Genomic DNA, 25036 nt, shown 5'->3' with positions numbered 1-25036 from the left:
CAACTCCACGTCCTTTCAGGGGAATCGGCTGTCACGGGAATCGGCGCGGAGGTCACCCCGGGGGGCCGGCCCCGGCCGGGCGGCGCGAACCGCCCGGCCGGAACGCGCTAGGACGGGAGTTCCACCGACATCGCGTGGCGGAAGACGTTCCCGGGGTCGTACCGCTTCTTGACCGCCTGCAGCCGGGCGTAGTTGTCCCGGTAGTACAGCGTCGTCCAGGAGACCCCGGAGTCGTTCAGCTTCGGGTCCAGCAGGTCGACGTCGGGGTAGTTGATGTAGCTCCCGGAGTTCCGCTCGTCCGGGAGCGGGACGCCGCCGGTGGCGGCGTAGACGTCGCGGTAGAAGGAGCGGACCCAGTCGAGGTGCTCGGCGCCCGAGCCCCCCTCCCAGTTCCCGGTGGAGTAGACGGCCTTCACGATCGCGTCCCGCTGGGCCGTGGCGGTGGCGTCGGCGGGCAGCGCGTTGACCTGGCCGCCGAACCCGGAGAGGCCGAGGTTCGCGGCCGGGTTGTGGTAGTCGGTGCTGCTCAGGTACCTCCAGATGACCGCTATCTGCTCGTCCGTGTACCCCTTGCGGAGGTCCCCGGCCTTGTGCTTGTAGTTCCCGGACGGCTCGTAGGGCCAGTTCTGCGGGGACATCCAGGGGATGACCTGGTCGGTGTCGATCACGGGCGTGGCGCCGACCCCGGCGGTGAGGAAGTCGACATGGGTGTTCAGTCGCTCCGACGCGCCCGGGAGCGCGTCGTCGATGACGGAGATCAGGCCGAGCATGCCCCCCGAGCGGTGGAAGAGCTGGAGGACCCCCCAGATGTCGCAGGCCGGCGTGCCGGGCTCGCTGTTCCGCTCGTACCAGGTGCCGTAGTTGCGGATCAGTGTGCCGAACGACGCCTCGTCCATGCCGTCCCAGGAGTACATCACCGTCCGCCGGCGCGCGTTGCCGGGGGCCTTCGGCAGCAGGTCCGCCGGCCGGTCGGAGCGCACGCCCCGGCTGCGCAGCCAGAACCGGGTGACGACGCCGAAGCTGCCGCCCCCGCCGCCGGCGTGCGCCCACCACAGGTCCCGGTTCGGGTCGCCCTCCTCGCGGGTGGCGACGACGGTGCGGGCCCTGCCCTTCTCGTCGACGACCACCACCTCCACCGCGTACAGGTGGTCCGCCACCAGGCCGTCCCGGCGGGAGAGGTGGCCGTAGCCGCCGCCCGTCAGGTGCCCGCCGATCGCGACGTCCATACAGGCCCCGGCCGGCAGGGTGACGCCCCACTCCTTGAAGAGGGTGCGGTAGACGTGCCCGAGCGTGGCGCCCGGACCGATCGCGAAGGCCCGGCGCTCCGGGTCGTGGCGGACCTCGTCCAGCAGCGACAGGTCGATCAGCGTCTCGACCTCCGGAGCGAAGGTGAAGCCCTCGAAGCAGTGGCCGCCGCTGCGCACCCCGATCCGCTTCCCGGCCCGCACCGCCTCCTCGACGACGGCGACGACCTGCTTGGTGCCGTGCACCACGCGCACCGAGTCGGGGCGGCCGACGAACCGTTGGTTGTGGCCGATGGTCAGGCTGCTGTACCGGGTGTCCTCGGGGCGGACGACCGTCCCGTCGGCCCGGGCCGGGGCGAGACCTCCGGGATCCGTCACATCACTCACGTACTACCTCCGGAAACAGTGGGCGGAGTTGTCTCCCCGGCGGCTCTCGGCGAAGCCTCCGCACGTGGGCGCGGACCGGCGCGGTGACCGGGGCGGCCACGCGGCGGCACGTCGAGGCCCGGGGGTTCGTTCGACGAACTCCGTCAGCGTACAGGTGAGTTGACGAACCATGAGATCGACCTGATCGGACCCCGGACGCTGCGGACCCGACCGGTCCCCGACACCGTCCAGCACAGCCGTCCCTCCTCGCCCGTCGCCCCGATCGGCTCCAGACGCATCGTCGTCCGTCGCAGCGGCCCCTGTCTTCTCGTGGATTGCGCAGGAGGGACAGCAAGCCGGGAGGTGCCGTCCGGCCGCTCGGTTTGTGAAGCTGGCGGCCATTCGTCACCCGGGCGGGGAAGGACACCCATGGCTCAGCAGACCGACAGCACCGCCACCGCCGCGCTCCCCGAGTCCGGCCGGCGCCGCGACTCCGGCGGGCGGGACGAGTCCGGCGGAGGGGGCGCGGACGGCGGGCGGGGCGCGGGGCGGGCCTCCGCCCGCCGGTGGGCCGCGCTGCTCGCCCTGCTCGTCGGGCTCTTCCTCGTCGACGAGCTCCCGCCCTACCTGCGCTTCGATCCGGCGAAGGCGCGCATCAACCTGGACCCCCAGGTCCCGTGGCACTACGCGGTCCTGGTGGCGCACATCGCCTTCGGGTCGATCGCGCTGGTCACCGTCGTGCTCCAGCTGTGGCCCGGGCTGCGGCGGACCCGCCCGCGGGTGCACCGGCTCAGCGGCCGGCTCTACGTGTACGCCGGCGCCCTGCCCTGTGCCGTCACCGCGCTGGTGATCATGCCGCTGATGCCCGAGTGGCGCGGCGACATCGGGATCGCGCTCCAGGCGCTGCTGTGGATCGCGACCACGGTGGCCGGGACGGTGGCGGCCCGCCGGCACCGCTGGGCCGAGCACCGCCGGTGGATGCTGCGGAGCTTCGCGCTCGCCGCCGGCGTGCTGTGGGGCCGCGCCATGGTCGACGTCATGGTCCACACGGGAGCACCCGTCCCGCTCGACTACCTGTTCGAGGTCGCGCGCTGGCTCGGCTGGATGGTCAACCTCGTCCTCGTGCAGCTCTGGCTGGACCGGAAGCCGCGGCGTCGGCTCCCGGTGTCCGCCTGAGGGAAGGGCCGCCGGGCCCCTCCGGTCACGCCTCCGGCCCCACCATGGGCCTGATCTCCACCCGGGCCAGCCGGGCGTCGGGAATGCGGGCGGCGATCTCCGCCGCCCGCTCCATGCCGTCGCAGTCGACGATGTCGTAGCCCGCCAGGTGCTCCTTGACCTCGGCGAACGGACCGTCCACGACCTGCACCGCGCCGTTGCGGACCCGCACCGCCCGGCTCCGCTCCGGGGGAGCCAGCACCGAGCCGCCGACCCACTCCCCGGACGCCTCCAGTTCGCCGATCAGCGCCGCGTGCTCGGGGCCGAGCGAGGCCCGCTCCGCCTCCGTGAGCGCCTCCCACACCACCGGGTCGCTGTAGATCAGCAGCATGTACTTCACGCACGTCCTCCGCGGCCTGTTCCGGAACTTCGTGGACGACGATAGCGAAGCGGATGTCGGATCGCAGGCCGCGGCTCCGACCCCGGGGTGACGGACGCCCTCCGGGGGCGGTCCCGTCCCGTACAACCCGACTCTGGAGGACGTACCCATGACCTCGCCGACGACCGCGGCCTCCCCGCCGCGAGCGGGGCGCCGCGAGTGGACGGGCCTGGCGGTTCTCGCCCTGCCCACACTCCTGCTCGCGCTGGATCTCAGCGTGACCTACCTGGCGCTGCCCAGCCTGACCGACGACCTCGGGGCCGGCGCCACCGAGCAGCTGTGGATCACCGACGTGTACGGCTTCCTGACGGCCGGCTTCCTGGTCACCATGGGCACGCTGGGTGACCGCGTCGGCCGCCGCAAGCTGCTGCTGTACGGCGCGGTGGCCTTCGGGATCGCCTCGGCGGTGGCCGCCTGGTCGACCAGCCCGGGCATGCTGATCGCGGCGCGCGCCGCGATGGGCGTCGCCGGGGCCACCCTGATGCCCTCCACGCTCGCGCTGATCAGCAACATGTTCCAGGACCCGCGGCAGCGCGGCATGGCCTTCGCGGTGTGGATGAGCTGCTTCATGGGCGGCGCGGCCGCCGGGCCGGTCATCGGCGGCGCGCTGCTCAGCCACTTCTGGTGGGGCTCGGTCTTCCTGCTGGCCATCCCGGTGATGGTGCTGCTGCTGGCCGTCGGCCCGGTGTTCCTGCCCGAGTACCGCTCCCCGCAGGTCCGCGGCGCGGACCCGCTGAGCGTCGCCCTGTCCCTGCTGGCGATGCTTCCCCTGGTCTACGGCATCAAGGACATGGCCCGGGACGGGGTCCAGCCGCTGGGCGCGGCCGCGGCCGTCGCCGGCCTGGCCTTCGGGGCCGTGTTCGTGGCGCGGCAGCGCCGGCTCGCCGACCCGCTCCTCGACGTCCGGCTCTTCAAGCGGCTCGCGTTCACCGCGGCGCTGGTGATCCTGATGCTCGGGGTGGCCACCCAGGGCGGGGTGATGTTCCTGATCAGCCGGTACCTGCAGTCGGTCGAGGGGTTCACCCCGCTGCACGCGGGCCTGTGGCTCGTCCCGTCCTCGCTGGCGATGGTGGTCGGGAGCATGCTGGCGCCGCTCGCCGCACGCCGGTTCACCCCCCGGGTGGTGATCGCCGCCGGCATGGGCCTCGCCGCGGTCGGCTTCGCGCTGCTCGCGGTCCTTGACACCTCGGACGGGCTGTCCCAGCTGGTGGGCGGCATCATCCTGGTCTTCCTCGGGATCGGGTTCGTGGGCGCGCTCGGCCAGGACCTCGTGGTGGGTTCCGTGCCCCCCGCGAACGCCGGGGCGGCGGCGGCGCTCTCGCAGACCAGCGGCGACTTCGGCATCTCGCTGGGGGTGGCCGCGCTGGGGAGCATAGGAGCCGCCGTCTACGGTGCCCGGATGGACGGCTTCAGCCCGTCCGGGGCCCCGGCCGGCGCGCTCCCCGACGTCCGGCAGAGCGTCGAGGCCGCCGCGCAGGAGGCCGGGCGGCTGTCCGGGGACGCGGGCGCGCGCCTGCTGGAGCACGCGCGCGAGGCGTTCACCTCGGGCCTGAACGCCGCCGCCGTGGTCAGTGCCGTCCTGGTCGCCGCCCTCGGTGTCCTGGCGCTCGGCGCGCTCGGGTCGCGCTCCGCGGCCGGGGCGGTGTCCCCGGCGGCGGAGGAGTCGCCCGCACCGACCGCCACGGCCGTGGAATGACCCGCCGCAGCAGAGCGCCGCGGAACACCGCGGCCCGGAACACCGCGGCACGGAACACGGCGGCACGGAACACGGCAGTACGGAGCACGGCAGTACGGAACACCGCACCGCACGAGAGGAAGAACGGCACCATGGACACGGAACCGCAGTCGGAGCTCCCCCGGGTCGTCGGGCGGGAGGAGTGGCTCGCCGCCCGCCGGGAGTTCCTGGTCAGGGAGAAGGAGTTCACGCATGCCCGGGAGGCGCTGAGCGCCGAGCGCAGGCGGCTCCCGATGGTCCGGGTCGAGGAGGACTACGTCTTCGAGGGCCCCGACGGCAAGGCGTCCCTGGCCGACCTCTTCGAGGGACGCCGGCAACTGATCGTCCATCACGTGATGTTCGACCCGGAGTGGGAGGAGGGCTGCCCCAGCTGCCGGTTCCAGATCCGGGAGATCGGGTACCTGCCGCACCTGCACGAGCGGGACACCACGCTGGTGCTGGTCTCCCGCGCGCCGCAGGAGAAGATCCGCCGGTACAAGGAGCGGATGGGCTGGGACATCCCGTACTACTCGTCGTACGGGAGCCGCTTCAACTACGACTTCCACGCCACGCTGGACGAGTCCGTGACCCCGCTCCTGATCAACTTCCGGACCAGGGAGGAGCACGAGGCCGCCGTCGGCCCCTGGGACATCTGGGGCCACGAACTCCCCGCGGTCAGCGTCTTCCTGCGGGACGGCGAGGAGGTCTACCACACCTACTCGACCTTCTCGCGCGGGCTGGACATCCTCCTCGCCGTCCACAACTACCTGGACCTGACGCCGCTGGGCCGGCAGTTGGGATGACCGCGCCGGTGCGCCGCCGGCCCCGCGTCACGGACGCGGGGCCGGCGGCGCCGGAGCGGAACCGGTCAGAAGACGTCGAAGTAGTCCCCGATCCACAGCCCCCGGCCGGCGTCCACCGTCCGCAGGTCCGAGGCGCGGTAGTCGGCGAGCCGGATGCAGCGGAAGTCGAAGCTCACCCGGGTCGAGTCGGTGTCGTTCACCTTGTTCCCGTGGTTCCAGCCGACCGCGTCGAAGACCAGCAGCTGCCCCACGTCGAGTTCGGTCGCCGCGTAGTCCTCCGACCCCTGCTCCCGCTCGACCCACACGGAGTTGGTCCCCCAGGCCCGGGTCAGCGGCAGCCAGAAGTTCACCTCGCCGTCGGCGTGGTGGTAGTCGCCGTCCTTGTGGAACTCGCCGACCGCGACATTTCCCGGGAAATGGATCCGGAAGGTGGGAACGCGCTGGAAGCAGAACTCGTCGGTGCCGAGCACGTCCGGCACGAAGGATTTCACGAAGCCGCGGTACAGGTCCCGGAGCCTGGGCTCGAACTCCCGGTAGAAGGCGGCGTGGAACTCCGTGGACTGGTCGGTCCGCCAGGTGAGCAGCTCCATCGGGGCGTCCGGCCGCAACGCGCTCAGGTCCTCGGTCCGGTAGATCGACCGCACCGCCGCGGCGAAGTCGAACACGGCCGGATCGTACTCGTAGGTCTTCGGCTGCATGCTCTCCCACACTCCCCGAATTCTCCTGGCGGATGGCGGACAATGCCTCCTGTTCGAGAAGCTAGCGCAGCGTCCCTTCTCCACCAAGACGTTCCGAGCGGCAAGAGCACGACGGGAGAAAACGGTCCGGAAGGAGTTCGGGTGCCCGTCGCCGGACTATTCCGGCCCCGCCGCTTCCACCACCGGCACCACCTCCTCCCGCAGCCGCCGGGCCGAGGCCGCCACCGATCCGGCGGCGGCCTCCCGGGTGTCGCCGACACCGACCATCAGCCCCACCAGCTGCGCCTCCAGCAGGCGGTCGGCGTCGCAGGGCTCGATCAGGTAGCCGCCGAGCTCCAGGACGACCAGGCCGTGCACCGCCGACCACATCTGGTGCGCCACCAGTTCCGGGTCCGCCGGGCGGAACCGGCCCGCCCCGACGCACCGGGCCGCGCACTCGGTCACACCGGCCAGCGTGTAGCGGCCGTACTGGCGGTCCTCCTCGTCGAGCGAGAACCCGGCCAGCGAGGAACCGCCGAACATCACCGCGTACAGGTGGGGGTTGGCCAGCGCGTTGCACCGGTAGGCACGGCCCAGCAGCGCGAGGTCGCACACCGGGTCGTCACTGGGCCGCACCTGGGTGAAGTGCTGCTGGAGCCGGGCGAACCCCTCGTGGACGATGGCCCGCGCCAGCCCGCGCATTCCGTTGAAGTGGGTGTACAGGGCCATCGTCGAGGTGCCGACCTCGCTCGCGATGCGGCGGGTGGACAGTGCCTGCGGCCCCTCCTCCGCCAGCAGCCGGGCGGCGATGGTCACCAGCCCCGGGCGGGCACGGGGATCCGAGCGACGCGGACTCATGTCCCCAGTCAACCAAAACGCCGTGGTGCCGGAACCGGTCGCGGGTCCACAACTCCCGATCCCAGCACACTGCGAGAAGCGGCCCTCAGGACGCCCGGCGTAGCTTCCCAGTCACCCGGCGCGACCGCCGCCCCCGACCGAAAGGCCGCCCCGTGTTCTCCAGACCCCTCGGCGCCGCGATGCTCCTGTACGCGGGCAGCGCGATCGTGCTGGTCTCCTCCGCACTGGCCTTCCACCACGCCTTCGCCATGGACCCCGCGATGCCGATGCCGATGCCGATGGAGATGGCGCACGCCCCGGCCGACGCCGGACGGAAGCTCGGCGGCATGCCGCTGGCGGAGATGCCGGAGATGTTCACCGCCTTCGCCGGACTGCTGTTCGTGGTGGCCGGCGCCGCCCTGCGCGGACGGCCGCGCTCGGCCCCGACCGAACTCCGTGGCGGCCGGCGCGGCCGGCTGCTGATCGCCGTCATCGGTACGGCCGCCCTGACCGTCGACATCAGCAAGACCTCCACGCTGGGCTTCGTCATCCCCGGTATGCGGGCCGACTACGGCCTCGACCCCCGGACGGCCTCCCTGCTGGCGGTCTGCGGACTGACCGGGACGGCGGCCGGGGCGCTGCTGTTCGGCGTGCTCACCGACCGGATCGGGCGCCGCAGCTCCTACCTGATCGCCACCCTCGGCTTCACCGCCACCAGCATGTGCGGCTCGATGCCCTCCTTCCGCGGGAACCTGCTGATGTGCGGGCTGATGGGCCTGGCGGTCGGCGGCCTCGCCCCGCTGCTGATCACCCTGCTCACCGAGGCGGTCGGCGGGCGGGTCCGCGGCTCGGTGGTGGTGGCGCTCTCCGTCGTCGCCACCGCCGTCGGCTACCTGATCGCCGCCGGCTCGGCCCTGTGGCTGGAGCCGGTGTTCGGCTGGCGGATCCTCTGGCTGATCGGCGCCCCCACCGGCGCCGTGCTGGCCGTGCTGACGCCCTTCGTTCCCGACTACGTGGCGCTCTCCGCCCCGGCGGCGCGGAGCGCACCGGTCCCGCGGCGGGACTCACGGTCCGCGCGGGCCCTCACCCACGGCCTCCAGCGGGCGTTCGCCACCCTGATCGGCCTGCTCACCTTCGGCCTCACCACCTGGGTGCCGAGCCTGGCCCGGATCGGCGGTGTGCCGGTGCGCACCGCGAACCTGATGCTGACCGTGGCGGCGGTGGTGATGGTCCCGTGCGCCCTGCTGCTGATGCTGGGCTACCGCCGGTTCGGCCCGACCAGCATGGCGGCGGGCCTGGCCACCGTCACCGCCGTGCTGCTGCTGGCGCTCACCGCCAGCGGCGCGGTGGCGCAGGTGGGCTGGATCTGCGCGGGCGCGCTGGTGGCGGCGCTGTTCTCGGTGAACTCGATGGCCGCGATCTTCCTGCCGATCGCGGCCGACCTGGCCGATCCGGAACGGCGCGGCCGGACCACCGGCTGGGTCTCCTTCTTCAACCGGCTGGGCGGCCTGTGCGGGCCGCTGCTGCTGGCGGGCCTGGTGTCCTCGGCCTCCGACGTCCTGCTGGCGGTCTCCGTGCTGGCGCTGCTGTGCGGCGCGGCCGCCTGGTACATCAGCCGCCGGAGCCGGCTCGCGGCCCCGGCGCTCGGCGCGGCGTCCGAGTGACGGGGCGCGGGTGACAGGGGCGCGGGTGACGGGGGCGAGGGTGCGGCCGGTGGCAGAGCACGGGCGGAGAAGCCCGCCGATCTCCGGGAGCAGATACTGGATTCGCCCAACTCGCCATGGTTCGAGGCGGATTGGGAGTGCGCCGGGCATCCGGCCGGTTCCGCTCAACGGAAGGAAGAGGCATGGTCGACCGACAGGACGTGATCTCCGCGCTGGTGCTGGACGGCGAGGCCGTCGACGCGCTGGTGGCGAACCTGCCCGAAGCCGACTGGGCACGCCCCACGCCGGCACCCGGCTGGACCGTCGCCCATCAGGTCGCCCACCTCACGGCCACCTTCAGGCTGGCCGGACTCGCGGCGGGCGACCCCGAGGCCTTCCGGGCGGTCGCCGCCGGCATCGGGCAGGACATGGACGGTGCGGTGCAGCAGGCCCTCAAGCCCTACCTGGCGAAGGCGCCGAAGCTCCTGCTGGAGAGCTGGCAGACCGAGCGCCGGGCCGCCGAGGAGGCCCTGGCGGCCGTTCCGGCGGACCGGCCGCTGCCGTGGCTGGTCCGCCCGCTGACGGCCCCCGTGCTCGCCGCCGCCGGCATGATGGAACTGTTCGGCCACGGCCAGGACATCGCCGACGCGCTCGGGGAGCGCCGCGAGCACACCGACCGGATCCGCTACCTGGTCGAGTTCGCCGTCCGCACCTGGGACTTCGGCTACCAGGCCCGCGGGCTCACGCCGCCGGAGACAACGTTCCGTTTCGAGATCACCGCTCCGTCGGGCGCCCGGTGGGAGTTCGGCCCCGCCGGCGCGGAGCAGCGCGTCAGCGGACCCGCCGTCGACTTCTGCCTGCTGGTGACCAGGCGCCGGCACCGCGACGACCTCGCCCTGACGGCCCGTGGCGAGGACGCCGAGGCCTGGCTCGACCTCGCCCAGGCCTACCGCGGCCCGGCCGGTCCGGGCCGCACGCCCGGCCAGTTCCGGTCGACCGGGCACTGACCGGGCACTGACCGCAAGCGCCACCGGGTCCGCGGCACCGGGCGGGGGTGCCGCGGACCCGCGCGCACGCGCGCTCCGGGCGAAGACCGACAGCGCGGCGGCGCACCAGCACGGGGACCGCCACCCGTCCCACACCCGACAGAAGGGACCGTCATGGGCACCCGTACCGACGAATGCGCCGTGGTTCTCGGCGGAAGCATCGCAGGCCTGCTGGCAGCGAGGGTGCTCGCCGAGTCCTATCCCCGGGTCGTCGTCGTCGAACGCGACCGGATCCTCGGCGTCCGCGGGCCGCGGCGCGGCGTCCCGCACGGCAACCACGCCCACGGGCTGGTCGCCCGCGGCCACCAGATCATGGAGTCGTTGTTCCCCGGCCTCACCGACGAACTGGTCGCCGCCGGGGTGCGGCCCGGCGACTTCAGCGCCGACATCCGCTGGTACTTCAACGGGCTGCGGCTGCGGCCGGCGCGCACCGGCCTGCCGTCCGTGCCCGCCACCCGGCCGGTGCTCGAACACCACCTGCGCGAGCGGGTACGGGCGCTGCCGGAGGTGACGTTCCTGGAGGAACACGACGTCATCGCCCCGGTGACCGACACCACCAGGCGCCGGGTCACCGGGGTCCGGGTGCAGCGGCGCGCCCCCGGGAGTACGGAGCGCACGCTCTCCGCGCACCTGGTCGTCGACACCACCGGCCGCGGCTCGCGCACCCCGCGCTGGCTGGCCGACCTCGGGTACGAGGCGCCCCCCGAGGAGCGGATCGAGATCGACCTGGCGTACACCACCCGCCACTACCGCCTCAAGGGGGATCCGTTCGGCAGCGACATCGCCATCATCCCCGCCGCCACGCCCTCGCACCCGCGCGGGGCCTTCTTCTACCGGGTGCCCGGCGAGGACAACCGGGTGGAGCTGTCGGTGACCGGGATCGTGGGCGACCACCCGCCCGTCGACCCCGAGGGGTTCCACGCCTTCGTCCGCTCGCTGCCCGTCCCCGAGATCCACGAGGCGATCCGCGACGCCGAACCGCTCGACGAGCCCCTGCGGTTCCGCTTCCCGGCCAGTGTCCGCAGGGACTACCACCGGCTGGAGCGCTTCCCCGCCGGGCTGGTCGTCCTGGGCGACGCGGTGTGCAGCTTCAACCCGGCCTACGCCCAGGGCATGACCTCCGCCGCGCTGCAGGCCCTGGTGCTGCGGCGGCACACCGCGGGGCGGCGGCTGCCGAACCCCCGGGCCTACTTCCGCGACGTCGCGCGGGAGATCCGGGCCCCCTGGTCCTTCGCCGCGGTGACCGACCTGGGCTACCCGGGCGTCGCGGGCCGCCGCACCCCGCAGACCCACCTGGTCAACCGCTACGCCGCGCTGGCCCAGCGGGCGGCGGTCCACGATCCCCGGATCACCGAGGCACTGGTGCGGATCGCCGGACTGGTGGCCACCCCGCAGTCGCTGATGCACCCGCGCACCCTGCTGCGGGTGCTGCGCGCCGCCCGCCGGCCCGTCCCGCCTCCGGCCGGCGCCCACGCGGGCGCTCCGGAGCTCTCCGGCCGGAACTGAGCCGTCGGCGGCTGCCGGTTCGGCCGCCCGCCGGAACGGCCGCCCGCCGGTACGGCCGCGCCCGGCACCGGACTCCCGGTGCCGGGCGACTCCGTGGACGGTCCGCTCAGCGGACCCGACGCGCGAACTCCCGGACGTCGTCGACGAACAGCCCGGGCTGCTCCAGGGCGGCGAAGTGCCCGCCGCGGTCGAACTCGGACCAGTGGGCGAGGGTCGGCAGGATCCGTTCGGCCCAGCGCCGGACCGGCCGGACCGCGTCCTCGGGGAACACCGCCACCCCGACCGGTGCGGACAGCGGCCAGGGGCCGGCCCAGGTGCGGAGGAAGTCGGCGTCCAGTCGGTTGGACTCGTAGTAGAGCTGGGCGCTGGAGCCGGCGGAGGCGGTGAACCAGTAGATCGCCACGTCGGTCAGCAGCCGGTCCCGGTCGACGACGTCCTCGGGAACCGTCCCGGCCGCCGTCCACTCCATGAACTTCTCGACGATCCAGGCGAGTTGGCCCACCGGCGAATCGGTCAGGCCGTACGCGAGGGTCTGCGGCCGGGTGGACTGGATCTTCCGCCAGCCGGCCCCGTCCTGCTCGAAGTACCCGGCGAACTCCAGCCGGGCCCGGTCCGCCGGGTCCAGCCGCGCGAACTCGGCCGGGTCCTGCGGCGGGAAGGTGGCGAGCATGTTGAGGTGGACGCCGGCCACGTGCTCCGGGTCGGCCAGGCCCAGCTGCAGCGAGACCGGCATGCCCCAGTCGCCGCCCTGGACGAGGTACCGGTCGTAGCCGAGCCGGCGCATCAGCTCGGCCCAGGCCCGGGCGACCCGGGCGGTGTCCCAGCCGGCCTCCCGGGGGTGGCCGGAGAAGCCGTAGCCGGGCAGCGAGGGTATGACCAGGTGGAACGCGTCGGCGGGATCGCCGCCGTGGGCCCGCGGATCGGTCAGCGGGCCGATCACGTCCAGGAACTCCGCCACCGAGCCGGGCCAGCCGTGGGTGACGACCAGCGGCAGGGCGTCCGGCTCGGGCGAGCGGACGTGCAGGAAGTGGACGTCCACACCGTCGACTTCGGTCAGGAACTGCGGGAAGGAGTTGAGGTGCGCCTCGGCCTTGCGCCAGTCGAAGCCGGTGCGCCAGTACTCGGCCAGTTCCTTCAGGTAGCCGAGCGGCACGCCGCGCCGCCAGCCGGCGCCGGGGACTTCGCCGGGCCAGCGGGTGGCCGCGAGCCGGCGGTCCAGGTCGTCGAGGGCTTCTTGCGGGATGTCGATACGGAAGGGACGCATCCGAGTCCTCTCAGCGGGACCGTGCGCCGACCCGGGCCGGCGCCGGAGGGATGGCGGCCGGCGTACCGGCCGGTCCGTGCGGGGGTGCCGCAGCCGTACGGCACCGTCCCGCACGGCACTGTACCGGCCGCGCGGCGCCCCGGAGCGTCGATCGGCCGGGCCGCCGGGGGAGGGCCGGCGGTCGGTGCGGAGCCGGGGCCGCCGCGCGCTCTCCGGCGGGGAGAGCGGGTGACGGCCCCGCCGCTCCGGCTCCGGGCTCAGGCGGCGACGGGGGTGTTCTGGTACGAGGCGATCCGCCAGTCGGCGCCCTGCCTGGCCAGCACCCAGGTCGCCCGGATCGCCCGCTCGGGCGTCACCTCGGTGTCCCCGGGGGCCAGCACGCCGCCCTTGGTGACCAGGACGGCCACGTCGTCGGCCAGCGGGCGGACCGACTGCGGCTCACCGGTGACCTGGGTGCCCTTGAACGGGCCGGCGAACGCCTGCGCCATGAAGGCGCGGATCTGCTCGCGGCCGGTCAGGTAGACGTCCCCGGGCAGGATCAGTGTCGCGTCGTCGGTGAAGACCGAGGCGAAGCCGTCGGCGTCGTGCCGTGCCCAGGCCGCGATGATGAGTTCCGGGACGGCGCGCAGCGCGGCGACGTCGGCGGCGGTGGGCGGGGGAGTGGCGGACATGGCTCTCTCCTTATCCGGCGGTTCCCGGCCGCGATCACCACGGCCCGGTGACGGCCAGCGTCACACCGGGCCGTCGGCCGCCGCATCTTCCCGATTGCGCTGGGCGGCCGCCCAGCCGCCGGCCGGGGGGACGCCGCAAGCCGGGAGATGCGGGCACCCCGCGCGGGTGCCAGCCTCGACAGGGCCGGTCAACGGCCCTGGCCCCGCTGCCGCGTGGCCCCGCGACCCGGCGACTCCCTGACTCCGCCCGCGCCCCGCTCCGACCGCCTGGAGGCTTCCGTGTCACTCCCCGCCCCCGTCGTCATCGACCGAGCCGGACGTGACATCCACGCGGAGGGCGCCCGGATCCGGGCGAACGGCCCGGTCGCCCGGATCGAACTGCCCGGTGGCGTACCGGCCTGGTCGATCACCGGCCAGGACGTCGCCCGGCGGGCCCTGGCCGACCACCGCCTGTCCAAGGACCCGCGCCGGCACTGGGCGGCGTTCGCCGAGGGCCGGATCGGCGCGGACTTCCCGCTCATCGGCTGGGTGCTGATGGACAACCTCACCACCCGCTACGGCGCCGACCACACCCGGCTGCGGCGGCTGACCGCCGGCGCCTTCACCCCGCGCCGGGTCGAGGCGATGCGGGCCGAGGTGGAGAAGGCCGTCGAGGAGCTGCTGGACGACCTCGGCCGCCTCGCGCCCGGCGAGGTGGTCGACCTCAAGGCCCGCTTCGCCCATCCGATGCCGGCCCGGGTGATCTGCGACCTGTTCGGCGTGCCGGCCGGGGACCGTGAGCGGATGCTGCGCGGCGGCGAGGTGAACGTCGACACCACCATCACCCCGGAGGAGTCCGCGGCCAACGTCGAGCGGTGGCACCGGGAGATGCTGGAGTTCGTCGAGGGCAAGCGCCGCGACCCCGGGGACGATCTGACCAGCGACCTGGTCCAGGCCCAGGAGGAGGACGGATCCCGGCTGAGCGACTCCGAACTGGTCGGCACCCTGCACCTGCTGCTCGCCACCGGGACCGAGCCGGTGATGAACCTGCTCGCCAACACCGTCCGGGCCGTGCTCACCCACCCCGACCAGCGGGCGCTGCTCCGGTCCGGCGCGGTGGGCTGGGCGGAGGTGATCGAGGAGAGCCTGCGCGCCGAAGCGCCGGTCGCGCACCTGCCGTTCCGCTTCGCGGTGGAGGACATCGAGCTCGGCGGGGTCACCATCGCCAAGGGGGAGCCCGTCCTGATCAACTTCGCGGCGGCGGGCCGCGACCGCGCCGTCCACGGGGAGGACGCCGACGCCTTCGACGCCACCCGGGCGAACAAGGAGCACCTCTCCTTCGGCCACGGCGTCTACCGCTGCATCGGCATGCCGCTGGCCCGGATGGAGGCCGAGACCGCCCTCACCGCGCTGTTCCGGCGCTTCCCCGACCTCGAACTCGCCGTACCCGCCGAGGAGTTGGCTCCGCAGGCCACCTTCATCATGAACGGCGTCCAGGCCCTCCCGGTCCGGCTCGGGCCGCGGAGCAGTTGACAGGAAAGGTGGTTCGGCCGATGTGGGCAGCCGTCGTACCCGAGGCCAAGGCGCGCTGGGAGCTTCGCGAGATCCCCACCCCGAGGCCCGGTCCCGGCCAGGTGCTGATCCGGGTCCACGCCTGCGGGGTCTGCCACAACGACCTGCTGGTCAGTCAGGGCGTGTTCCCCTTCCCGGCGTTCGCTCCGGTGGTGGTCGGGCACGAGGCCGCCGGCGAGGTCGTCGAGGTCGGCGCCGGGGTGACCGGCCGCCGGGTCGGCGACCGGGTCGGCGCCACCTGGGTGCAGGCGACCTGCGGCCGGTGCGCGTACTGCCGGCTCAACCTCCCGCTCTCCGGGCAGTCCGGGATGAACTGCCCGGAGGCCGTGATGAGCGGCCTCACCGTGCAAGGAGGACACGCGGAGTACGTCGCGGTGGCGGCCGCGAGCACCGTGCTGCTGCCGGACGCCGTCCCGTACGAGACCGCCGCCCCCGTGCTGTGCGCGGGCTACACCGCGTGGAGCGCGCTGCGCGCCGCCGATCCCGGACCGCGCGAACGGGTCGCGGTGCTCGGGATCGGCGGACTCGGCCACCTCGCCGTGCAGTTCGCCCGGGCCGGCGGCTTCGAGACCGTGGCCGTCACCAGCTCGCCGGACAAGCACCGGCTGGCCCGGACCCTGGGCGCGGACCACGTGGTCGCCGACGGTGAGGGGCTGCGGGCGATCGGCGGAGCCGACGTCGTCCTGGTGACCGGCACCTCCTACCGGGCCGCCGCCGGGGCCCTCCAGGGGCTGCGGCCGAACGGCCGGATGGTGCTGGCCACCATCGACCCGGTCGAGCCCTTCGCCATCCCGCCGACCAGCCCGTTCTGGGCGCAGCGCCAGCAGGTGATCGGCGCCACCCACAACGGCCTCGACCGGCTCACCGAGGCCCTCGACCTGGTCGCCTCCGGGGCCGTCACGCCGCTGGTCGAGACCTTCCCCAAGGAGCGGGTCGCCGAGGCGCTGGACCGGGTCGAGCGGGGTGAGGCGCGCTTCCGCGCGGTCGTCACGTACGCCTGACCGGTGAACCGGTGAACCGGCGGACGGGAGAAGCCATTCCCCCCCGGTGAACCTCTCTTGAGTTCTGGAAGCGCCCTTCCGCGGCACGCGCGCGGGAGGGCGCTTCGTCGTGCGGCCGCGGGCCGGCCGACGGTCCCGGCGGCTGCCGCAATTCCTCCCGCTGAGCAACGGGGAAGTAGCGATTCCGAGTGCTTTGCGTACATCCTCGTACAGTAGACCCGCGCGTGACGTGCCTATCGCCGGCGCATTTCGGGTCGTGAATTCCGTCATCCCGAACCGTCCTGCCAGCAGGGGGTTTTGGCCGCGTCCTGCACTCGACGCGGGCACGGGGTCGTATTCGATCCGTCGAGAGGGGAACCCGGTGGCGTACCGTGAACGAATCCGCAGACTGATTCCAGGCCTGGTGGTGATAATGGTGGCCACCTCGCTGTTCTTCGCCGTACGGACCTCGGTCGCGGCGGCCGGGGCGGAGGAGGTCGCGAAGCAGTACGGCTTCAAGGAACTGCCCATCGCGATGCCGCCCGGCTACGAGCAGCGGCCGATGCGGACGGTCCGGACCGTCAACCCGGCCTACCAGAAGATCCGTTCGTGGATCTCCTCGGTCGGGGCCAGCATCGCGATCAACGACCTGACCGGGCACGGCGTGGCCGACGGCATGTGCATCGTCGACACCAGGACCGACAGCGTGATCGTGACGTACACCCCGACCGCCCGGCCGGCCGACCGCTTCACGCCCTTCGTGCTGGACGGCAGGCCGCTGCCGATGGACGACACCATGGCGCCCACCGGCTGCACGCCCGGCGACTTCAACGGCGACGGCCGGATGGACCTGCTGGTGACGTACTGGGGCCGCACGCCGATCCTGTTCATGGCCAGGTCGGACGCCACGACCCCCGCCGCGGCCTCCTACGTGCCGCGCGAGCTGGTGCCCTCGGAGTCCCTGGACGGGAAGTACCACGGCCCGCGCTGGAACACCGACGCGGACTACGTCGGCGACATCGACGGCAGCGGGCGCCCGTCGATCGTGATCGGCAACTACTTCCCCGACTCCGACGTGCTCGACCCGAACGGGCTGAACAACGTCGTGATGAACGACTCGCTGTCCAGCGCCAAGAACGCCGGCGGCGACCACGTGCTGCGCTGGCAGCAGAGCACCTCGGGGACGGAGCCCACCGCGTCGTACGTGGAGGAGAAGGGCGCGATCCCCTACGACGCGTCGACCGGGTGGACGCTGGCCATCTCGGGCGCCGACCTGACCGGTGACGGACTGCCCGAGCTGTACATCGCCAACGACTTCGGACACGGGCACCTGCTCTACAACCGGTCCACGCCCGGGCACATCGAGTTCAGCGAGGCCAAGGGCGAGCGCACGCCGACCACGCCCAAGTCCTTCGTCCTCGGCAACGGCTCGTTCAAGGGCATGGGCGTCGACTTCGGCGACATCGGCCGCAACGGCGACTTCGACATGATGGTCAGCAACATCACCGTCGCCTGGGGCCTGGAGGAGAGCAACTTCCTCTGGATCAACAAGGCCAAGGACGAGGCCGACATGCGCCGCAAGCTCGCCGCCGGCATCGCCCCGTTCACCCAGGAGGCCCAGGAGCACGGCATGGCCTGGACCGGGTGGGGCTGGGACACCAAGATGGGCGACTTCCTCAACAGCGGCGACCTCGCGGTGCTCCAGGCCACCGGCTTCGTCAAGGGGAAGATCGACCGCTGGCCGTGGCTCCAGGAGATGGCCATGACCAACGACGACCTGCTGTCCAACCCCGCGATGTGGCCCAACGTCCAGCCCGGCGACGACATCGCCGGGGACGAGGCGATCGCCTTCTACGCCAAGACCCCCGACGGCCCGTACGTGAACATCAGCTCCCGGCTGGGCATCGCCGTGCCGACGCCGACCCGCGGCCTCGCCACCGGCGACACCACGGGCACCGGCCGGCTGGACTTCGCGGTGGCCCGCCAGTGGGGGCCGCCCGCCTTCTACGCCAACACCGCGCCGGCGCTGGGCAGTCAGCTGAACCTGCGGCTCTACCGGCCGACCGGCGAGGGCGCCGCGGGCCAGGGCCTGGTGAACACCGGGGCGCCCGCGTACGACGCCACCGTGCGGGTCACCACCCCGACCGGCACCCAGATCTCCCGGCTCGACGGCGGGGGCGGCCACGGCGGCTTCCGCAGCTTCGACGTGCGGTTCGGCCTCGGCGCCCACCAGGGGCCGGTCACCGTCGACCTGAGGTGGCGGGACGCCGCCGGGGGACTGCACGAGAAGAGCGAGCAGCTCAGCCCCGGCACGCACACGCTCGTGCTGACCGACCAGGTCCAGGAGGTCCCGAACCGATGAGCGCGAGCGTGCAACCCCGAGCCGGCGGCGCCCCGGCGGCCGCACCGGCCGCCCCCGCGAAGCCGAAGGACCCGCGGTACCTCGCCCTGCGGAACTTCGCCCTCTCGATCAGCGTGTTCAACATCTTCGGCTACACCCTGCTCGGCTTCGAGCAGCCCTGGCTGTGGCCGTTCGTCGCGGTGTTCACCGCCTACGCCTGCGAGATCGGCTTCGAGCTGATCAGCGCCTGGGCCCAGCGCCGCGCCCCCCGCTTCCGCGGGAACGGGTTCCGCGGCGTGTACGAGTTCCTGCTGCCGGCCCACATCACGGCGCTCGCGGTCAACATGCTGACCTACGGCAACAACCAGCTGCTGCCGATCGTCTTCGGCGTGGTCATCGGCGTCGGCGGCAAGCACGCCCTGCAGGCCCCGATCGCCGGCCGGATGCGGCACTTCATGAACCCGTCCAACTTCGGGATCACGATGTCGCTGGTGTGCTTCGGCTCGTGGTTCAGCATCGCGCCGCCCTACGAGTTCACGGAGAACGCGAACACCTTCTTCCGGGTGATGATCCCGCTGATCATCGCCACGGCCGGAACCGTGATCAACGCGCTGCTCACCAAACGGACCCCGCTGATCGTCGGCTGGCTCGGCGCGTTCGCCATCCAGGCGTTCCTCCGGCACTGGATCTGGGACGTCGCGCTGTTCTCCGCGCTCGGCCCGATGACCGGTGTCGCCTTCGTGCTGTTCACCAACTACATGATCAGCGACCCGGGCACGACGCCGGTGAAGGGCCGGGCCCAGTTCGTGTTCGGCAGCTCGGTCGCCTTCGTGTACGCGATCCTGATGGTGTTCAACGTCGTCTACACCCTGTTCTTCGCCACCACGCTGGTCTGCGCCCTGCGCGGGCTCGGGTGGTGGGTCGTGCACCTGCGCCAGCGCTCCCGGCGGGCGGACGCCGCCGCCGGGGCGTCCGGCGGCGGAACGGCCGTCCAGCCGCAGCAGAGCCAGGTCGGGGCGGCCGTGGCGTGAGGCCGCACCACGACCGCCAGGTGACACCGTGACCCCTCCGTGGCGCCGCCCGCGCGGGCGGCGCCACGGAGCCGTTCCGCGGTCCGGGCGCTACCGCGCGGCGACGGCGGCCTCCACGGGCCGCTCCGGCGGCCGGAACGGCCCCCAGGTGAACGCGGGCAGCCAGGCGTCCGGCGCGGTGCTCCAGGCCAGTCCGGAGACCTGCCCGACCGTCCGCCGGCCGGTGAGCGACCGGAGCAGGTCGTGGCGGTGCCCCTGGAGGACGGCGGCCGGCTCGCCGTCACCGGCCTGCCACTCGGCGCCCGCCGTCCGGATGCGCAGCGCCGGAAGCCCATGGGAGCGCACCGAGTTGGCGAAGCCCCGGACGACCAGGTCCAGGGCCGAGGGGTACGACGGCTGGTCCGCGACCACCGGCGCCCGGAGCGCGCCGCGCAGGTCGAGCTCGTGGGTGAACGCGTCCATCATCATCATGGTGTGCCGCAGCTGCGGCGTGTCCGAGAGCACCCGCTCCACCGGGCCGTCCAGCCGCGACCACTCCTCGAGCAGGCCGGCCAGGCCGGTGCCGGACTCGGCGTGCGGCACCTCCCACAGGTTGCCGGGCACGTCGGCGGCCACCGTCCGGCAGACCTCGACCAGGTGGCCGAGCAGGTCCAGGACGGTCCACCCGGGACAGGCGGGGACCGGGACGCCGGCCGCCCCGAGCCGGGCGGCGAGCAGCAGTTCGGTGATGTTCCGCCGGGACCGGCGGTAGGCCACGCAGTCGGGCGCCCGGTCCCAGAGCGGCTCGGGCGGGGCCTCGTCCTGCTGGTGACGCGTGTTCATGCGCGCACTCCTTCGATGGGACGGCCTGGACGGGGAACGGACCCGACGGCGCCGGGGATCAGCTCCCGCACGGCCCCATTCCACCGCGCCGCCGGGGATTTCGACAACACGGTCCGCGGCACCCCCGGGCGCGGTTTCCGAGGCCTTTCGACGGCTTGGCCGAGGAAACCTCAGGTGGGGAAAGGCCGCTTCGTGAAAGGGAGTTCGGGTAGCGACGGTCATCCGGCCGAAAAGAACGCAACCGCGGAGATGCGGCCGCCCCCGCCGCCCCCGGAGCATGGAGGGGCCGTCATTCAGGACGCTGGGCTGGGAGGGATCGTGCCGACGACCTTCGGATCACTGCGCCGACTGGTGCTGACACCGTCACTGGCCTCGGTGGCCTTCGCGGGGCGGGGCTTCCCGGTGACCCCCACGGCCGCCACCGAACGCCTGGAGGCGGTGCCCCAGGCGGTGGTCTGCGGTTTCGAGTGGGGCATCGACGCCCGCAACCAGTGGGAGGTCGAGCGCCGGCTGCGCCTGGTCGACCCGGAGCAGCGCGGATTCGCCTACGAGGGCGCCACGATGGCCTTCACCGTCCTGGACGCGACGGGCCGGGGCAGCCGCACCCGCGACCTGCTGGCCGGGCCGGGGCAGCCGCACATCTTCCTGGCGTACATCGGCATCGGCTTCGCCATGGCGCGCCTGCCGCGGCCGCTGTGGCGCAAGGTGCTGCCGGACCTGGCCGGGACGCCGTACCACCCGACGATGAGCTGGCTGGCGGTCGACGGGTACGGCTTCGACCTCGCCTACTTCGGCACCCGGCGCTGGGTGGACGAGCAGCGCGAGGTGAAGCCGTACCCCTGGCAGGGCGCGCCGGAGTACTTCCGGCGGGCCGTCGACCAGGGCATCGGACGGGCGCTGTGGTTCATCCACGGCGGGGTGCCGGAGCAGGTGGCCGTCGCGGTGCGGAGGTTCCGCGCCGACCGGCGGGCCGACCTGTGGAGCGGGGTGGGACTGGCCGCGACCTTCGCCGGCGGCGCCACGGCGGACGGCCTGGCCGTCCTGCGCGGGGAGGCGGGGGAGCACCGGGCGGAGCTCGCCCAGGGGTCGGTGTTCGCCGCGAAGGCGCGCGCGTACGCGGGCTTCGTGCCCGCGCACTGCGAGGCCGCCGCCACGGCCCTGACCGGCCTGTCGGTCGACGGGGCCGCGAAGCTGGCCGACGACTGCGCGGTGGACGAGCCCGCCGCGGCCGGCCGTGCCCCGGGCGCCGCCGGACCGCCGGCGTACGAGCTGTGGCGGGCCAACGTGCGGACGCACTTCCGTGCCGCCGGGCAGCCGGACCGGCCCCGGCCGCCCGCGGCGGCCCCCGCGAACTGAGCAGGTGCGGAGAAGCCCCGCCGGAGCCGGCCGGGCACCATCCGCGTGGCAGCGCACCGACGTGAGGAAGACCTGAGAGGAGAATGGCGTGCCCAGTGCATGGCGAACGCTCCGACGACGCGTTCTCACCCCGAGCACCTCGGAGACCCTACTGGAGAAGCGCGGCTTCCACCGGAAGTCACCGGACGCCCAGCACCTGCTGGAGTCGGTCGGCGGGCGGTTCCTGGAGGGCTACGCGTACGCGATGGAGGCCCGGGACCCGGCGGCGGCGGAGCTCCGCCTGGAGGGCGTTCCGGCCCCGTTCCGCGGCTTCGCCTACGAGGGCGCCGGCATGGGCTTCGCCGTGCTCGACGGGCTGCCGCTGTCCGGCCGCGGCTCGGTGGGGCGCTTCCTCGCCGGGCGGGGCGCGGACCACGTCTACATGGTCTACGTCGGGATCGGCTGGGCGATGGCCCGGCTGCCGAGGTTCCGCTGGCCGGACGTCGACGGGCTCGACCCGCTGCTGCGCTGGCTCGTGCTCGACGGGTACGGGTTCCACCAGGCGTACTTCCGTACCGCCCGGTACGTCCACGAGCAGTACCGCGAGCCGGCCTTCCCCTGGCCGGCCGGTGACACGCCGTCGTACGCCGGCCGCGCGATCGACCAGGGCATCGGCCGGGCCCTGTGGTTCGTCGGCGGCACCGACGCGGACCTGGTCGCGACCATGATCGAGAAGTTCCCGGAGTCCCGGTGGTCCGACCTCTACAGCGGGGCCGGGCTGGCGGCCACCTACGCCGGGGGCGCGGACGAGGCGGAGCTGCGGGCGTTCCGGGACCGGGCCGGACCGCACCGGGCCATCGTCGCGCAGGGCAGCGCGTTCGCGGCCGAGGCCCGGCTGCGGGCCGGTCTGCTGGTCCCGCACACGGAACTGGCCACCCGGGTCCTCTGCGGCATGGGACCGGAGGAGGCGGCCAGGGTCACCCGGGACGTCCGACCGGCCGGGCCGGTGCCGGGCGCGCTGCCCGCGTACGAGGTGTGGCGCCGGGCCGTCGCCGATCGCCTGGCGAACGACGGGGGGTGCTAGCCGTGCCCACGACCCGCCGGGTGCCGCCCGGCCCGCCGCGCCGGGCCGCTCCGGTCCTGCTGCGCAGGCTGGTGGGGGACCGGCTGGAGCTGATGCGCTCCGCCGCGCGGGAGTACGGCGACGCGGTCCGGATCTCCATCGGCCCCAAGACGCTCTACTTCTTCAACCACCCCGAGCACGCCAAGCACGTGCTCGCGGACAACGCGGCCAACTACCACAAGGGAATCGGCCTGGTGCAGGCCCGACGGGCCCTCGGCAACGGCCTGTTGACCAGCGAGGGCGAGCTCTGGCGCAAGCAGCGCCGGCAGATCCAGCCCGCCTTCCAGCACAAGCGGATCGCCCGGCAGGCCGGGGTCGTCGCGGAGGAGGCGGTCAAGCTGGTCGGCCGGCTGCGGGCGCACGAGGGCGGCGGGCCCGTCGACGTGGTCCACGAGGTGACGGCGCTCACCCTCGGGGTGCTCGGCCGCACGCTGCTGGACGTCGACCTCGGCGCCTTCGAGGCGGTCGGCCACGACTTCGAGGCCGTGCAGGACCAGGCGATGTTCGACATGGTCACCATGGGCGCGGTGCCCTCCTGGGTGCCGCTCGCCAAGCAGCTGCGCTTCCGGCGGGCCCGGCAGGACCTGCAGCGGGTGGTCGACCGGCTGGTCGCGGACCGGACCGCCCGCGACGGCGGGCGGAGCACGGGCGACGACGCGCTGTCCCGGCTGATCACGGCCACCGCGGAGGAGCCCGACCCCCGGGTCGGCCGGCAGCGGATGCGCGACGAACTGGTCACCCTGCTGCTCGCCGGCCACGAGACCACGGCGAGCACCCTCGGCTGGACCTTCCACCTGATCGACCGGCACCCCGAGGTGCGGGAGCGGCTGCACGCCGAGGCCGTCGAGGTGCTCGGCGACCGGCTGCCCGAGTTCGAGGACCTGCACCGCCTCCGGTACACCTCCAGGGTGGTGGACGAGGTCATGCGGCTCTACCCGCCGGTGTGGATCCTCCCGCGGCAGGCGCAGGCGGACGACGAGGTGGGCGGCTACCACGTGCCGGCCGGCGCCGACGTCCTGATCTGCCCGTACACCCTGCACCGCCACCCCCGCTTCTGGGACGCGCCCGAGCAGTTCGACCCGGAGCGCTTCGACCCGGACCGGGCCACGGACCGGCCGCGCTACGCCTACATCCCGTTCGGGGCGGGGCCGCGCTTCTGCGTCGGCAACCACCTCGGGCTGCTGGAGGCCGTCTTCACGATCGCCGTGGTGGCCCGGGACCTCCGGCTGGTCAAGGTGCCCGGCCACCGGGTGACGCCCGAGCCGATGCTGTCGCTGCGGGTGGCCGGCGGCCTGCCGATGACCGTGCACCCGGCCGGCTGAGGCACACCCTCCGTCGCGGCCCGGATCCCCCCGCAGAGGACCTCCGCGGGGGGATCCGGGCCGTAAGGACTTCGCCGTCCGTCGGGTCTTCACCGTCCTGTCGGGGCGGGCGGCGGCTCAGGCGCTGTCGGCCCGGGGGGCCTCGGCGACCTGGGACAGCTCGTTGAAAGCCGTCGACCGCACGTCCAGCAGCGCCAGCAGGACCGGTGGGTCCAGGGCCCGGATCGGGCGCAGCCGCAGTTCCATCGGCAGCAGCGGCACGTCCGGCCGCACCTCGATCGGTCCGACCGATCCCACCGAGACCTCGCCGTCGCCGGTCAGCACCTCGTCGAAGGAGACGGGGACGGAGTGCGCCAGCAGGTACCAGGTGCCGCTCGGCACCCGGTCGAGCAGGAAGGCCCCGGGGCGGGGGAGGACGCAACAGGCGGCCGGCCGTCCCTCCGGGATCCGGGTCGGGAAGAGTCCGACGAACACCCGGCCGAGGTCCCCCGCGACCGAGGCCCGGATCTCGCCCCGGAACGTCGAGAGTTCCGCGCCGCGGCCCCGGCCGTGTAAGTCGACCTCGATCCGGGGAGTGAAGCCCCGGAGCTGACGGAACATCGTGGGGGAGGCGCCGACGCTGCTGGTGAACCGGGAGCTGAACGTGCCGACGCTGTTGTACCCGACCCGGTGGCTGATCTCCGTCACGGTGAACGTCGTCTCGATGAGGAGGCGTTTCGCGGTCTCCAGGCGTATGGCGGAGAGGAATCGCCGTGGCGAGACCCCGGTCATCCGTTGGAACTCACGGGAGAAATGGAATTTGCTGTACATGGCCGCCTGCGCCATATCGTCTATGGTCAGCAGCTCGCCGATGTTCTCGTGCATGGTCTCGATGGCCCGGGTCACGGCTTGCTCGATGGCAGATTTCATGATCGACTCCAGGTTCTCTGCTGTACATGCGAATGAACAGAAATTCCGCCCGTGCGATGGTCGGGTACGAAAGTCGCGGCCGTGGTTTCCGGGCCGGCGGTCAGAGAGGCCATGGCATGCGAAGGCGTCCCCCGCCGGAAAGGGGAGGACGAAAGGGGGCCGCCGCCATAACGAGAGACGACGTTATCAGTTGGTGCATGACAAGTGCAATGGCGCGTTGGCACATTCCGTTGGCATGTCTGAAAGTTGGGATGCCG

Annotated in this window: 21 protein-coding genes; 13 read left to right on the top strand and 8 right to left on the bottom strand. The window is 73.3% G+C overall.

What is annotated here, in order from left to right; translation table 11 throughout:
- Positions 1–107 precede the first annotated feature (107 nt).
- Positions 108–1631 carry an FAD-dependent oxidoreductase gene (locus tag ACFVXH_RS26390; RefSeq protein WP_241852904.1) on the bottom strand — a complete coding sequence of 508 codons (1524 nt, stop codon included), beginning with the start codon at positions 1629–1631 and terminating at the stop codon, positions 108–110.
- Positions 1632–2039: 408 nt separating this feature from the next.
- Here ACFVXH_RS26390 and ACFVXH_RS26385 point away from each other — a divergent pair, with 408 nt between their 5' ends.
- Entirely contained in the window at positions 2040–2786 is a 747-nt protein-coding gene (locus ACFVXH_RS26385; protein ID WP_074002840.1) for a DUF2306 domain-containing protein, read from the top strand.
- Between the two features lie 25 nt (positions 2787–2811).
- Here ACFVXH_RS26385 and ACFVXH_RS26380 read toward each other — a convergent pair whose 3' ends face one another.
- Positions 2812–3156, bottom strand: a complete 345-nt coding sequence (locus ACFVXH_RS26380) for a YciI family protein (protein ID WP_234348258.1) — start codon at positions 3154–3156, stop codon at positions 2812–2814.
- Between the two features lie 157 nt (positions 3157–3313).
- Between ACFVXH_RS26380 and ACFVXH_RS26375 the strand changes: the two genes are divergently transcribed.
- Together ACFVXH_RS26375 and ACFVXH_RS26370 are read left to right on the top strand one after the other, a co-directional pair.
- On the top strand, positions 3314–4900 hold the full coding sequence (locus tag ACFVXH_RS26375) for an MFS transporter (protein ID WP_387827696.1): 1587 nt from the start codon (positions 3314–3316) through the stop codon (positions 4898–4900).
- 131 nt (positions 4901–5031) lie between these two features.
- Positions 5032–5721 (top strand): DUF899 domain-containing protein, encoded by a 690-nt coding sequence (locus tag ACFVXH_RS26370; RefSeq protein ID WP_049650269.1) that lies wholly within the window; start codon positions 5032–5034, stop codon positions 5719–5721.
- Between the two features lie 65 nt (positions 5722–5786).
- Here the strand turns inward: ACFVXH_RS26370 and ACFVXH_RS26365 are convergent, their stop codons facing one another.
- A complete protein-coding gene (locus ACFVXH_RS26365) occupies positions 5787–6419 on the bottom strand; it encodes a streptomycin biosynthesis protein StrG (RefSeq protein WP_241852903.1) in 633 nt (210 codons plus the stop codon).
- 156 nt (positions 6420–6575) lie between these two features.
- The gene (locus ACFVXH_RS26360; RefSeq protein WP_117486082.1) at positions 6576–7256 is read right to left on the bottom strand and encodes a TetR/AcrR family transcriptional regulator; all 681 of its coding nucleotides are present in this window, start codon (positions 7254–7256) and stop codon (positions 6576–6578) included.
- A gap of 152 nt (positions 7257–7408) precedes the next feature.
- Between ACFVXH_RS26360 and ACFVXH_RS26355 the strand changes: the two genes are divergently transcribed.
- The 3 genes from ACFVXH_RS26355 to ACFVXH_RS26345 all read left to right on the top strand — a co-directional run bounded on the left by ACFVXH_RS26355 (position 7409) and on the right by ACFVXH_RS26345 (position 11430).
- Entirely contained in the window at positions 7409–8899 is a 1491-nt protein-coding gene (locus ACFVXH_RS26355; protein WP_387827692.1) for an MFS transporter, read from the top strand.
- Positions 8900–9081: 182 nt separating this feature from the next.
- Positions 9082–9885, top strand: coding sequence for a TIGR03084 family metal-binding protein (locus ACFVXH_RS26350; protein ID WP_387827689.1), 804 nt, complete (start codon positions 9082–9084; stop codon positions 9883–9885).
- Positions 9886–10038: 153 nt separating this feature from the next.
- The gene (locus tag ACFVXH_RS26345) at positions 10039–11430 is read left to right on the top strand and encodes an FAD-dependent oxidoreductase (RefSeq protein ID WP_387827686.1); all 1392 of its coding nucleotides are present in this window, start codon (positions 10039–10041) and stop codon (positions 11428–11430) included.
- Between the two features lie 106 nt (positions 11431–11536).
- Here ACFVXH_RS26345 and ACFVXH_RS26340 read toward each other — a convergent pair whose 3' ends face one another.
- Together ACFVXH_RS26340 and ACFVXH_RS26335 are read right to left on the bottom strand one after the other, a co-directional pair.
- On the bottom strand, positions 11537–12694 hold the full coding sequence (locus ACFVXH_RS26340) for an epoxide hydrolase family protein (protein ID WP_387827683.1): 1158 nt from the start codon (positions 12692–12694) through the stop codon (positions 11537–11539).
- Between the two features lie 257 nt (positions 12695–12951).
- Positions 12952–13365, bottom strand: a complete 414-nt coding sequence (locus tag ACFVXH_RS26335; RefSeq protein ID WP_049650275.1) for an SgcJ/EcaC family oxidoreductase — start codon at positions 13363–13365, stop codon at positions 12952–12954.
- Between the two features lie 279 nt (positions 13366–13644).
- Here ACFVXH_RS26335 and ACFVXH_RS26330 point away from each other — a divergent pair, with 279 nt between their 5' ends.
- The 4 genes from ACFVXH_RS26330 to ACFVXH_RS26315 all read left to right on the top strand — a co-directional run bounded on the left by ACFVXH_RS26330 (position 13645) and on the right by ACFVXH_RS26315 (position 19268).
- Positions 13645–14877, top strand: coding sequence for a cytochrome P450 (locus tag ACFVXH_RS26330; protein WP_387827680.1), 1233 nt, complete (start codon positions 13645–13647; stop codon positions 14875–14877).
- 20 nt (positions 14878–14897) lie between these two features.
- Positions 14898–15917, top strand: a complete 1020-nt coding sequence (locus ACFVXH_RS26325; RefSeq protein WP_387827677.1) for an alcohol dehydrogenase catalytic domain-containing protein — start codon at positions 14898–14900, stop codon at positions 15915–15917.
- A 412-nt stretch (positions 15918–16329) separates the two neighbouring features.
- Positions 16330–18258: a CRTAC1 family protein gene (locus ACFVXH_RS26320; protein ID WP_181970774.1), complete on the top strand. Its 1929-nt coding sequence runs from the start codon at positions 16330–16332 to the stop codon at positions 18256–18258.
- Positions 18255–19268, top strand: a complete 1014-nt coding sequence (locus ACFVXH_RS26315; protein ID WP_375872994.1) for an enediyne biosynthesis protein — start codon at positions 18255–18257, stop codon at positions 19266–19268. Before ACFVXH_RS26320 ends, ACFVXH_RS26315 begins: the two co-directional genes overlap by 4 nt.
- Positions 19269–19358: 90 nt before the next feature.
- On the opposite strand, the gene ACFVXH_RS26310 is transcribed toward ACFVXH_RS26315, so the two are convergent.
- Positions 19359–20090, bottom strand: a complete 732-nt coding sequence (locus ACFVXH_RS26310) for a maleylpyruvate isomerase family mycothiol-dependent enzyme (protein ID WP_387827675.1) — start codon at positions 20088–20090, stop codon at positions 19359–19361.
- Positions 20091–20408: 318 nt separating this feature from the next.
- Between ACFVXH_RS26310 and ACFVXH_RS26305 the strand changes: the two genes are divergently transcribed.
- From ACFVXH_RS26305 to ACFVXH_RS26295, 3 genes are all read left to right on the top strand, one after another.
- Positions 20409–21446, top strand: coding sequence for a DUF1702 family protein (locus tag ACFVXH_RS26305; RefSeq protein ID WP_387827673.1), 1038 nt, complete (start codon positions 20409–20411; stop codon positions 21444–21446).
- 88 nt (positions 21447–21534) lie between these two features.
- Positions 21535–22509 carry a DUF1702 family protein gene (locus ACFVXH_RS26300; RefSeq protein WP_380740991.1) on the top strand — a complete coding sequence of 325 codons (975 nt, stop codon included), beginning with the start codon at positions 21535–21537 and terminating at the stop codon, positions 22507–22509.
- A gap of 2 nt (positions 22510–22511) precedes the next feature.
- Positions 22512–23870: a cytochrome P450 gene (locus tag ACFVXH_RS26295; RefSeq protein WP_387827670.1), complete on the top strand. Its 1359-nt coding sequence runs from the start codon at positions 22512–22514 to the stop codon at positions 23868–23870.
- A gap of 117 nt (positions 23871–23987) precedes the next feature.
- On the opposite strand, the gene ACFVXH_RS26290 is transcribed toward ACFVXH_RS26295, so the two are convergent.
- Complete coding sequence (locus tag ACFVXH_RS26290; RefSeq protein WP_234348608.1) at positions 23988–24779, bottom strand: helix-turn-helix transcriptional regulator; 792 nt, start codon at positions 24777–24779, stop codon at positions 23988–23990.
- Positions 24780–25036 lie beyond the last annotated feature (257 nt).

Origin of the sequence: Kitasatospora sp. NPDC058184 (genome assembly GCF_042883725.1) — a bacterium.
In the GTDB taxonomy this organism is placed as follows: Bacteria; Actinomycetota; Actinomycetes; order Streptomycetales; family Streptomycetaceae; genus Kitasatospora.
This window is presented reverse-complemented; position numbering and strand designations above follow the sequence as displayed.

Bases quoted from the DNA above. Each gene is read 5' to 3' on its own strand.
- ACFVXH_RS26385 (WP_074002840.1), top strand. From the start codon at position 2,040: ATGGCTCAGCAGACCGACAGCACCGCCACCGCCGCGCTCCCCGAGTCC.
- ACFVXH_RS26380 (WP_234348258.1), bottom strand. From the start codon at position 3,156: ATGCTGCTGATCTACAGCGACCCGGTGGTGTGGGAGGCGCTCACGGAG.
- ACFVXH_RS26375 (WP_387827696.1), top strand. From the start codon at position 3,314: ATGACCTCGCCGACGACCGCGGCCTCCCCGCCGCGAGCGGGGCGCCGC.
- ACFVXH_RS26370 (WP_049650269.1), top strand. From the start codon at position 5,032: ATGGACACGGAACCGCAGTCGGAGCTCCCCCGGGTCGTCGGGCGGGAG.
- ACFVXH_RS26365 (WP_241852903.1), bottom strand. From the start codon at position 6,419: ATGCAGCCGAAGACCTACGAGTACGATCCGGCCGTGTTCGACTTCGCC.
- ACFVXH_RS26360 (WP_117486082.1), bottom strand. From the start codon at position 7,256: ATGAGTCCGCGTCGCTCGGATCCCCGTGCCCGCCCGGGGCTGGTGACC.
- ACFVXH_RS26350 (WP_387827689.1), top strand. From the start codon at position 9,082: ATGGTCGACCGACAGGACGTGATCTCCGCGCTGGTGCTGGACGGCGAG.
- ACFVXH_RS26345 (WP_387827686.1), top strand. From the start codon at position 10,039: ATGGGCACCCGTACCGACGAATGCGCCGTGGTTCTCGGCGGAAGCATC.
- ACFVXH_RS26340 (WP_387827683.1), bottom strand. From the start codon at position 12,694: ATGCGTCCCTTCCGTATCGACATCCCGCAAGAAGCCCTCGACGACCTG.
- ACFVXH_RS26335 (WP_049650275.1), bottom strand. From the start codon at position 13,365: ATGTCCGCCACTCCCCCGCCCACCGCCGCCGACGTCGCCGCGCTGCGC.
- ACFVXH_RS26325 (WP_387827677.1), top strand. From the start codon at position 14,898: ATGTGGGCAGCCGTCGTACCCGAGGCCAAGGCGCGCTGGGAGCTTCGC.
- ACFVXH_RS26320 (WP_181970774.1), top strand. From the start codon at position 16,330: ATGGTGGCCACCTCGCTGTTCTTCGCCGTACGGACCTCGGTCGCGGCG.
- ACFVXH_RS26315 (WP_375872994.1), top strand. From the start codon at position 18,255: ATGAGCGCGAGCGTGCAACCCCGAGCCGGCGGCGCCCCGGCGGCCGCA.
- ACFVXH_RS26310 (WP_387827675.1), bottom strand. From the start codon at position 20,090: ATGAACACGCGTCACCAGCAGGACGAGGCCCCGCCCGAGCCGCTCTGG.
- ACFVXH_RS26290 (WP_234348608.1), bottom strand. From the start codon at position 24,779: ATGAAATCTGCCATCGAGCAAGCCGTGACCCGGGCCATCGAGACCATG.